At 73.1% G+C, this 9,144-nt stretch carries 9 protein-coding genes; 5 read left to right on the top strand and 4 right to left on the bottom strand.

The window, feature by feature from the left end:
* Window positions 1-254 (top strand): hypothetical protein (locus H5J29_RS11450; RefSeq protein WP_181780915.1); only part of this gene is annotated, 254 nt, incomplete at its 5' end.
* 219 nt (window positions 255-473) lie between these two features.
* Here the strand turns inward: H5J29_RS11450 and H5J29_RS11445 are convergent.
* The 3 genes from H5J29_RS11445 to dprE1 are packed head-to-tail and all read right to left on the bottom strand — an operon-like array spanning window position 474 to window position 3,262.
* Window positions 474-1,115, bottom strand: coding sequence for a nitroreductase family protein (locus tag H5J29_RS11445; protein ID WP_181780914.1), 642 nt, complete (start codon window positions 1,113-1,115; stop codon window positions 474-476).
* Between the two features lie 24 nt (window positions 1,116-1,139).
* Window positions 1,140-1,895, bottom strand: coding sequence for a decaprenylphospho-beta-D-erythro-pentofuranosid-2-ulose 2-reductase (dprE2, locus tag H5J29_RS11440; protein WP_181780913.1), 756 nt, complete (start codon window positions 1,893-1,895; stop codon window positions 1,140-1,142).
* Window positions 1,896-1,897: 2 nt separating this feature from the next.
* Window positions 1,898-3,262: a decaprenylphosphoryl-beta-D-ribose oxidase gene (gene dprE1 / locus H5J29_RS11435; protein ID WP_181780912.1), complete on the bottom strand. Its 1,365-nt coding sequence runs from the start codon at window positions 3,260-3,262 to the stop codon at window positions 1,898-1,900.
* A gap of 149 nt (window positions 3,263-3,411) precedes the next feature.
* On the opposite strand from dprE1, the gene H5J29_RS11430 reads away from it, so the two are divergent.
* Entirely contained in the window at window positions 3,412-4,650 is a 1,239-nt protein-coding gene (locus tag H5J29_RS11430) for a hypothetical protein (RefSeq protein ID WP_181780911.1), read from the top strand.
* A 5-nt stretch (window positions 4,651-4,655) separates the two neighbouring features.
* On the opposite strand, the gene H5J29_RS11425 is transcribed toward H5J29_RS11430, so the two are convergent.
* Window positions 4,656-6,086, bottom strand: coding sequence for a hypothetical protein (locus H5J29_RS11425; RefSeq protein ID WP_181780910.1), 1,431 nt, complete (start codon window positions 6,084-6,086; stop codon window positions 4,656-4,658).
* Window positions 6,087-6,242: 156 nt separating this feature from the next.
* Between H5J29_RS11425 and H5J29_RS11420 the strand changes: the two genes are divergently transcribed.
* From H5J29_RS11420 to H5J29_RS11410, 3 genes are all read left to right on the top strand, one after another.
* Complete coding sequence (locus H5J29_RS11420; protein WP_181780909.1) at window positions 6,243-7,100, top strand: alpha/beta fold hydrolase; 858 nt, start codon at window positions 6,243-6,245, stop codon at window positions 7,098-7,100.
* Window positions 7,101-7,276: 176 nt separating this feature from the next.
* Window positions 7,277-8,956 (top strand): hypothetical protein, encoded by a 1,680-nt coding sequence (locus H5J29_RS11415; protein ID WP_181780908.1) that lies wholly within the window; start codon window positions 7,277-7,279, stop codon window positions 8,954-8,956.
* Window positions 8,956-9,144: DUF1707 SHOCT-like domain-containing protein (locus tag H5J29_RS11410; protein WP_181780907.1), on the top strand; the 189-nt coding region annotated here is incomplete at its 3' end. The genes H5J29_RS11415 and H5J29_RS11410, both read left to right, overlap by 1 nt.

Raw genomic sequence — 9,144 nt, 5'->3', positions numbered from 1 at the left:
TGACCCGCGGCGACTGGGCCGGACGACGCCCCGCCAACCGCACGCACGACGAATGGCGCACCCTGTTCACCGCCGCCGGTCTGGCCGTGCACCGCGAGGGGTCGGACGGTCTGACCCGCGGCCCCTACGGCCGGATCCCGACCCTCCTGGACCCGCGGACCGCCCCGGCCCGCACCCAGCACAGCCTCGGCACCCTCTTCCTCAACCCCGGCGAGGGCGAGAACGCGGTGTTCGTGCTGGAGAAGCCCGCGTGATCCCCGCGGTCTCTCACCTCAGAGGAACGATCACTACGCGAGCGTGACGCGGCGGTCGCCACCGCAACGCCCCCACCCGGTGCGTCCGCCCCGCAGCGTGACGAGCCCGGCCGACCTCCCATGATCACCGGCTCGGCACGGAGAACCGCGCCCCTCGCGGCTGCGAGTGCCCAGACAGCGATCATGGACTGCCGCGCGGCGACCGACCGTCCAGCACGATCACCACCCGTCGACGTGGAGGACCTCGTCGAGGGGCTGGCGCGGGGCGGGCTTGAAGTCCGTGCCCTTGGTGTACGCGACCGGCAGCAGCACCCCCTGCTGGACGGTCGCGGGGATGCCGAGCAGCTCCGCGACCTCCTTCTCGTACGCGAGGTGCAGCGTGGTCCACGCGCTGCCCAGGCCGCGGGCACGCAGCGCGAGCTGCAGGCTCCACGCGGCCGGGAGCAGCGAGCCCCAGAGGCCGGCTTGGTTGCCGGGCGGCAGGCCCGCCCCGCCGGTGTGGATGGCCCCGATGACCAGCACCGGGACCTCGGCCATGTGCTCGGCGAGGTAGTCCGCGCTGGACTGCACCCGGTCCTGCGTGGCCTGCCGGGCTTGGTCGCCCCACTCCTTCTTCCCGGCGGCGCGGTAGGCCGAGAAGGACTTCGCGTAGAGGTCCGAGACGGCCTTCCGCTTGTCCGGGTCGGTGAGCACGATCCAGTGCCAGCCCTGCATGTTGCTGCCCGTGGGCGCCTGCAGCGCGACCTCGAGCGCCTCGCGGACCACCTCGAGCGGCACCGGCCGCTCCAGGTCGAGGCGCTTGCGCACCGAGCGGGTGGACGTCAGCAGCTGGTCGGGGTCCAGCGGGAGCAGCTCTGCCATGTCCCCGACACTAGGCGATGCCCCTCAGACCGGGAGCCGCCGGAAGATCGGCCGCGGGACGTGCCGGAGCGCCGACATCACGAAGCGCAGCGGGGCGGGCGCCCACACCTGCTCCGTCCGCGTGCGCACCGCGTGCACGATGACGTCCGCGACCGCCTCGGGGGTGGTCGAGAGGGGCGCGGGGTTGAGACCCTCGGTCATCTTCGTGTGCACGAACCCGGGCCGGACGACCGTGACCACGACCCCCGAGGGCCGCAGCGCCTCGGTGAGCCCGGTGTAGAAGGCGTCGAGACCGGCCTTGGTGGACCCGTAGACGAAGTTCGACCGACGGGCCCGCTCGCCCGCCACCGACGACAGCGCCACCAGGGCGCCGTGCCCCTGCGCCTTCATCCGGTCGCCGACAGAGACCCCCACCGACACCGCCGCCGTGTAGTTGACCTGCGCCAGCTCGACGGCCTTCGCCGCGTCCGTCCAGGCCTCCTCGTTGTCCCCGAGCAGGCCGAACGCCACGATCGCCACGTCGACGTCACCGGCCGCGAAGGCCTTGTCGACGACCGCGGCGTGGGTGTCGAAGGCCTGCGCCTCGAAGTCGACCAGCTCGACCGCGCAGCCCTTGGCCTCGAGCCGGGACCTGGCGGCGTCGAGCCGAGTACCCGACCGCCCGGCGAGCACGACCCGCAGCGGCCGGTCGCCCGCGAAGGCCTCGACCGTGGCCAGCCCGATCTCCGAGGTGCCGCCCAGCAGGAGAATGCTCTGCGGGTTCCCGACGGCATCCATCATGATCAGATCAGCTCCAGTCGTCGTGCCATGTCGGACGCGAACACGCCCTCGGGGTCCACCGCGGCGCGGACCTTGCGCCACTCGTCGAGCCGCGGGTAGCCGCGCCGGATCGCCTCCGGCGTGGTCCGCGACTCCTTGGCCAGGTAGTGCCGTCCGCCTGCCGCGAGCACGACACGGTCCAGCTCGTCGCACAGCTCCCCGAGACCGCGCCCGATGGGGATGTCGAGGCAGAGCGTCCAGCCGGGCTTGGGGAAGGACAGCGGCGCGCGGTTGCCCTCGCCGAACCGCTTGAGCACGTTCAGTGCCGAGACCTGCCCGGCCTCGGTGACCAGCGACAGCACGGTCCGGATCACGTCGCCGCGGTCCTCCGGCACCACGAACTGGTACTGCAGGAACCCGCGCGGGCCGTAACCGCGGTTCCACTCGCCCGCGATGTCCAACGGGTGCAGGAACTGCGTGATGTTCTGGATCGCGCCGAGCCTGGTGGGCGACTTGCGGTACCAGACCTCGGAGAACAGCTTGCCGGTCAGCTTGTTGAGCATCCCGGGCGGGAAGACGTCGGGGACCGTGAGCAGCTGCGGGGCGTCGAACTTCAACGGGTCGCGCCGCTGCTTCGGGGAGAGGTCCGCCAGCGTCGCGTGGTTCGCCCTGGTCAGCAGCCCGCGGCCGAAGTGGTCACCGGTCGTGACGGCGTCGAACCACGAGACGGACTCGGCGTACCGCTCGTCGTCCTCGGTCTGGCGGCGCATGAGGTCGTCGAGGTTGTCGATCTGCTCGGTGTCGACCTTGAAGTACGCGGTCTCGACGGGGTGCAGCCTCAGCTTCGCGCGGACGACCACGCCGGTCAGCCCCATGCCGCCGACGGTCGCCCAGAACAGCTCCTCCTCCGGCCCTTCCGGCGTGAGCTCGCGGACCGACCCGTCGGCCAGCACGATCGTCATCGAGACGACGTGGTTGCCGAAGCTCCCGACGACGTGGTGCGCCTTGCCGTGGATGTCCGCGCCGATCGCGCCGCCGATCGTGACCTGACGGGTGCCCGGCAGGACCGGGATCCACAGGCCGAAGGGCAGTGCCCGGCGCATCAGCGTGTCCAGGGAGACGCCGGCGTCGAGGTCGACGATCCCGTTGTCGACGTCGATCGAATGGATCGTGGACAGGCCGGTCATGTCGAGGACCGTGCCGCCCGCGTTCTGCGCCGGGTCGCCGTAGGACCGCCCGAGCCCGCGGGCGATGATCCCGCGGCTGCCTGCCGCGGTGACCGCGGCGGCGACCTCCTCCGGCGCCCGCGGCGTGACCACCGTGGCGATCGTGGGCGCGGTACGCCCCCAGCCGTGCAGGGTCCGCGTCTCGCCTGCTGTGCTCGTCATCGCCGACGAGGCTACCGACGCGGGTCCCGACCCCGGGCGGCGAGGGTCGGGACGAGAGGTCCGCCACGTCCCCGCGCTCCGAGACCGTGCGGGCAGCGTCGTCCCCTACCGTGAGGCGTCAGCGTCCGGCCGGATCCGGGGAGATGAGCATGGCGTCGCCGACGGTCCTCTCGTCGTCGCCGGAGATGGCCGGGCCCCCCGTCCTGACCCCGTGGTTCCGCCGCGACGGCACCCGAGCGGCGATCGTGGCCGCGCTCTTCCACGCCGTCCTGACGATGTACGGCTATCTCACCGAGCGCCTGCTCGCCGGCCCGTTGGCCGCCACCTCCACCGCGCGATACCCGCGGCCCCTCCTCTCCCCGATCTCCCACACCGAGCGCTGGGACGCACTCTGGCTCCAGGGCGTCGCAGAGGGTTCGTACGCGCGAGACCCCCAGTCGGCGGCCTTCTACCCGTTGTTCCCCGGACTGGCCCGCGGCGTCTCGGAAGCCACCGGCCTAGACCTGCTGCTCGCCGGCCTGCTGGTCAACGTCGTCGCGACCGGGTTCGCGGTCTACGCCCTGCTCAGGATCGGTCGGTCCCACCTTCCGGGCCGCTGGGCCTGGCTGCTGGTCGGGCTGTTCCTCACCACCGCGACGGCCTACTTCCTGCACGCCTTCTACTCGGAGGCCGTCTTCTGTGCCCTCAGCTTCGGGGCCTACGCCTTCGCACGGGAGCGCCGCTGGGCCCCGATGGGACTGTGCCTGATCCTGGCCGGGACGTCGCGGGTCACGGCGGTGCTGGTCGTCGGCCTCTGCTTCCTCGAGTTCTGCCGGGCGTACGGGTGGCGGCCCCGGGCCGTGCTGCGGCCCGCCCTGCTCTGGTTCCCGGCGTCGTTGCTCGGCTTCGCGGGCTATGCGCTGGCGCTGAGGATCGTCACCGGGGACGCGTTCGCCATGTTCAGCGGCTACGGGCCCGGCCGGCACTGGGCGTTCAACGTCTTCACCCCGAACGTGCCCGAGACGCTGGCCGGGAACGTCGTCACCGCCTGGGACGCGGTCACGGGCGCGACCCCGCTGACCGCGACCGTCCTGGCCGACTCGATCCTGCCGCTACTGGCGCTCGCGGTGCTGCTCGCCACGTCGGTGCATCTGCTCGTCGCCCTGCGTGCGGACGGGATCCCGCTCGCCGCTCTCGGCATCGCCTCGTTCCTGATGTTCACGCTCAACGGAAACCTGATCGCGGTCCACCGCTACACGCTGCCGTGCCTGTCGATCTACGTCTCGCTGTCGCTCCTCGCGGCGCACCGCTGGTCCGCCCGGCCGTTCGTCGCGGCCCTCGCCCTGGGCAACGTGCTGCTCCAGGGTCTGATGTTCGCCCTCTTCGCCGCGAACCTCTGGACCGGATAGGGACGTCACGGCGCAGGGAGGCATGCCCGGACGATCTCCTCGGGATCGGGGATGCCCGCCGTGTCGCCCGACTCCTCCGCCAGCCGCCAGACCACGGCCAACGTCCTGATGCCGTCGTGGCGGGCGACCATCGTCTCGGCGGTCTCCCGCCCCGCCGCAAGATCGGAGTGGAAGCGCGCGAAGGTGGCAGACATCGGACCCGCGTCGATCGTGAAGTCGGCCACGAGTGCGTCCCGGCCGGAGTGGTAGGCCTGCTGCCAGGAGGCGAGCGTGTCGACGAGCGGCAGGACGACCGCCGCACACGCCATGCCGAGCACGAGAGCCGAGGTCGATCCCGGCCGTCGTCGCCACAGGACGTCCACGGTGGCGCCCAGAACGATCGCCGCCACCACCGGGATCGCGACGGCCCGCCGCAGGCCCGGCATGTTGCCCGCAGGCAGCCACATCGCCACGGTGACCACGGCGACCGTCAGCCAGGGCAAGGCGCCGCTCCGTGCCGCCGGGAGCACCAGACCGGCCGCGACCACCGCTGCGGCGAGCCACACGGAACCCAGGCCGGGCTGGTCGCCGAAGTAGTAGTAGCTGTCTCCCGACACGGTGAGCTGGTCCAGGAGCGTGGCGAAGTTCGTCCCCGGATCGCCCTCCACGGTCCCGCCGCCCGCTCCGATGTGTCGGGCGCCGGTGCGCCACCAGAGCAGCGGCGCGACGTACAGGAGGACGGCGATCGCGGTCGCCGCCCCGACGAACACCGCGGCCCGCGCCCGATGGTCCGCACGGACGGTCCGGCACAGGCACACGAGCAGGACGACGGCCAGCCAGGCGAGTCCGGACGGGTAGAGCATCACCGAGATCCCGCCCACGATCGGTGCCGCCCACCAGCCCGCGCGCCGGGATGTGGCGAGCAGCAGTGCCGCGACCCCGGCCACGGCCTCGAGGCCTGCCTCGATCGCGATCCAGCCGAAGACCTGGACCCCGGGCAGCAGCGCTGTGGTGATCCCGCCGAGGAGCGAGCCGAGCACGCGGCAGCCGAGGCGACGGCGCAGCACCACGTAGACGAGCACCGGGAGCAGTGCCATCGCGACGGCCTTCCACCAGCGGCCCCCGAACAGGCCGTAGGCGGGGTCGAGCCAGGAGGCGGCCAGGAAGAAGAGGTGACCTGCGACGTTGGTGGACCAGACCGAGGCCTGGGCCCGTTCCGCGAGGAAGACGCCGTCGCGGAACGAGACCGACATCTCCTCGCCCGTCAGGACGTCGGGCCCGCTGACCGCCCACACCGACAGCAGGTTGACGGTGACCGCGAGCGCGTACAGGAGGGTGGCGACAGGCAGGTCGCCGCCCTGTCGGGGCCGTCGCCACAGCCCTCGGTGTCGTGGGGCGTAGTCGTGACGGCCGAGGTCGAGCGGACGTCTCGCGGGTCGGGTCGCGAGGAGTGCCACGGCTGACCCCCGTCGGTCGGGTCGGTGGAACGAGAGGGTACGTCCGACACACCCGGCGAGACGCGTTCCGGCCTCGGCGCGTCGGGGTGAGTGCCCGACGCTCGGTCGCCGCGGCGTCGACCGATGAGATTCCGCGGACAGGGCAGTCTCATCGGCATGGAGACGCTCACGCTCGCGACCCCCGAGGTCGACCTGGTCTACGACGTCCACGGCCCGCTGCCCACGGCCGACGGTCGTCCGCCGCTGCTCATGATCGGACAGCCGATGGAGGCGGGCGGCTTCTACACCCTCGTCTCGCACCTCCCCGACCGCACGGTGATCACCTACGACCCTCGTGGCCTGGGGCGGAGCACCCGCAAGGACGGTCGGGACGACTGCGACCCGGTGGTCCAGGCCGAGGACCTGCACCGGTTGGTCGAGCACGTCGGCGGGCCGGTCGAGGTGTTCGGGTCCAGCGGCGGGGCGGTCGCGGGGCTGGCGCTGGTCGCGGCGCACCCCGCGGACGTCGTCACGCTGGTGGCGCACGAGCCACCGCTCAGCCCGATGCTCCCCGACGCCGAGGCGGCCGACCGGGCCCGTGCCGGGTTCTTCGAGGCGTACCAGGCGAAGGGGTTCGGCGCAGGCATGGCCGCGTTCATCGCGATGACGTCGTGGCAGGGCGAGTTCACCGACGCCTACTTCGCTCAGCCCACCCCGGACCCGGCGATGTTCGGCATGCCGACCGAGGACGACGGCAACCGCGACGACGTCCTGCTCTCCCAGCGCTCCTGGGCCGTCAGCAGCTACCGCCCGGACATCGAGGCACTGAAGGCGGCGTCGACCCGGGTGCTGATCGCGGTGGGCGAGGAGTCGGCGGGCACCTACACCGCCCGCACGGCCGAGGCGACCGCGGAGGCCCTCGGCGTGCCGCCGGTCGTCTTCCCGAGCCACCACGGCGGCTTCCTCGGCGGCGAGTTCGGCTACGCGGGCAAGCCCGAGGAGTTCGCGGTGAGGCTCCAGGAGGTCCTCGCCTGACCCGCGAGTCCCCCACTTCCGACGCGCGAGTCGGACAAGGCGGACGCGCGAGTCGGACAACAACCCGCGAGTCCCCCGTTTCCGACGCGCGAGTCGGACATGGCGGACGCGCGAGTCGGACCCGGCCGCCCCGGGCGGAGGTCCCGGGATCCGGGTGGTGTGGCAGCCTCCGGCGGGTGCCTGCCCGGCTGATCACGATCGCGAGCTACCTCGCGGTCTCGCTGCTGCTCCAGCGGCGGGTTCTCGGCGATCTGACGGGAACGGCGGTCGGTCGCGTCTCCGCGGACGCGACCGGCTTCACCTGGTGGCTCGCCCACACCGCCCACGCCCTCGCGACCGGCGCGAACCCCCTGCTCACCGACCTGCAGAACTACCCGACCGGGGTCAACGCCCTGTGGAACACCGCGGTGCCGCTGCTCGGGCTGGTCCTCGCGCCGATCACCCTGACGGCGGGCCCGACGGCGGCGTTCGACGTCGGGATGATCCTCGGACCGGTCGCGTCGGGCACCGCCGCGGCCTGGGCCCTCGGCGGCATCGTGCGGTCCAGGGTGGCGCGCGCGGTCGCAGGCGGGCTCTACGCCTTCTCCCCGTTCGTGCTCGCCCATCTCCAGGCGGGCCATCTCAACCTCGTCTGGGCCGTGCTGCCGCCGGTGCTGCTCGGCCTGGCCCACCGCCTGTTCGTCCGCGACCTCACCCGACCCTGGCTGCTCGGCGTCCTCACCGGGCTCGCGCTGGCGCTGCAGGCCTGGCTCTACACCCAGACCCTCGCCGTCGGCGTCCTGATGCTGGTCGTGCTCGCCGCGATCCTCGCCGTCCGGTACCCGCGGCGGGCCGCGGCCCGGCTCGGCGGGCTGGTGCGTGCCGGACTCGCCTGTGTCGGCACGTTCCTGCTGGTCGCGGGCTATCCGCTCTACCTCGTCCTGGCCGGCCCGGCCCGCCCGCGCCCACCGATCCGGTCGCCGGACTACGGCAGCGCCGACCTCGCCAACACCCTCACCCCGACCTGGGTCACGCTGCTCCGCGGCGCCACGCCTGCCATGCAGGCCAACCTCGGCGAGCAGGGCGGCTACCTGGGCCTGGCCGTGCTCCTCCTCGCGCTGGTCGGTCTCGTCCGCGGCGGTACGGCGGTCCGGGTCACGGTCGTCACCGGTCTCGTCGCGTGGGTCCTCGCCCTCGGCCCGCGGTTGTACCTGGCGACCGAGCCGGTGGGCGTCGACCTGCCCTGGCGGGTGCTGCTCGACGTCCCGCTGGTCGCCGAGATCGAGCCCGTCCGGCTCCAGGTGGTGGTCACCCTGGCCGTCGCGGTGCTCGCCGGTCTCGCCCTCGACCTGCGCGAACGCGCGCGTGTCGGCGGCGCCGTGCTGGTGGGCCTCGTCGTCCTCCTCTGGCTGCCCGCCGACGCCCACCGCGTCACCCCGGCCACCGCCCAGGCCCGTCCCGCGCTGGTCGGCGAGGTGGTGGAGACCTGGCCGCGGATCACGAGCAACTGGTACGGCGGGCCGGACGCGCTGCGGGACCAGATGGCGAGCGACTTCTCCTACTGCCTGGTCGGGGGCTACTTCATCGGCTCGGACCCGGCGCACCCGGTGCTGATCGAGTCCGCGTGGAACCCCTACCAGCAGGGCGCGGCGTGGGCCGAGCTCGTCGCGGGCCCGTGGCGCGGGCTGCCGCCGCCGAGCGATCCCGAGGGCGCCGCGGCGGACCTCGGGGCGCGCGGCGTGACGGTCGTCGTGGTGACCCCGCGACCCGGCAGCGACCCCGCCCCGGTGCTCGACTGGACCGGCCGGGTGACGGGATCCGCGGGGGAGTGGCGCGACGGGGCGTGGACCTTCCGACTGGCCGCTACCCTGCACTGATGACCGTCCCTCCTCGCCCGGGGATCCGCATCTCCGACGCCGATCGGGAACGTGCCGCCGCGCGCCTGCGGACGGCGATGGGCGAGGGTCGGATCACCATGGTCGAGCTCGAGGAGCGGCTCGCGGTCGTCTACGCCGCGCGGTTCGCCGCCGAGCTGCTGCCGCCGCTGGAGGACCTGCCGGGGGAC

The organism is Pseudonocardia pini, assembly GCF_013870575.1.
Lineage (GTDB): Bacteria > Actinomycetota > Actinomycetes > Mycobacteriales > Pseudonocardiaceae > Pseudonocardia > Pseudonocardia pini.
Note: the sequence above shows the minus strand (reverse complement) of the source record. Positions and strands in the feature narration are given on the sequence as shown.

Excerpts from the sequence above, each read along its gene's own strand:
- H5J29_RS11445 (WP_181780914.1), bottom strand. The coding sequence starts at position 1,115 with ATGGCAGAGCTGCTCCCGCTGGACCCCGACCAGCTGCTGACGTCCACC.
- dprE2 (WP_181780913.1), bottom strand. The coding sequence starts at position 1,895 with ATGATGGATGCCGTCGGGAACCCGCAGAGCATTCTCCTGCTGGGCGGC.
- dprE1 (WP_181780912.1), bottom strand. The coding sequence starts at position 3,262 with ATGACGAGCACAGCAGGCGAGACGCGGACCCTGCACGGCTGGGGGCGT.
- H5J29_RS11430 (WP_181780911.1), top strand. The coding sequence starts at position 3,412 with ATGGCGTCGCCGACGGTCCTCTCGTCGTCGCCGGAGATGGCCGGGCCC.
- H5J29_RS11420 (WP_181780909.1), top strand. The coding sequence starts at position 6,243 with ATGGAGACGCTCACGCTCGCGACCCCCGAGGTCGACCTGGTCTACGAC.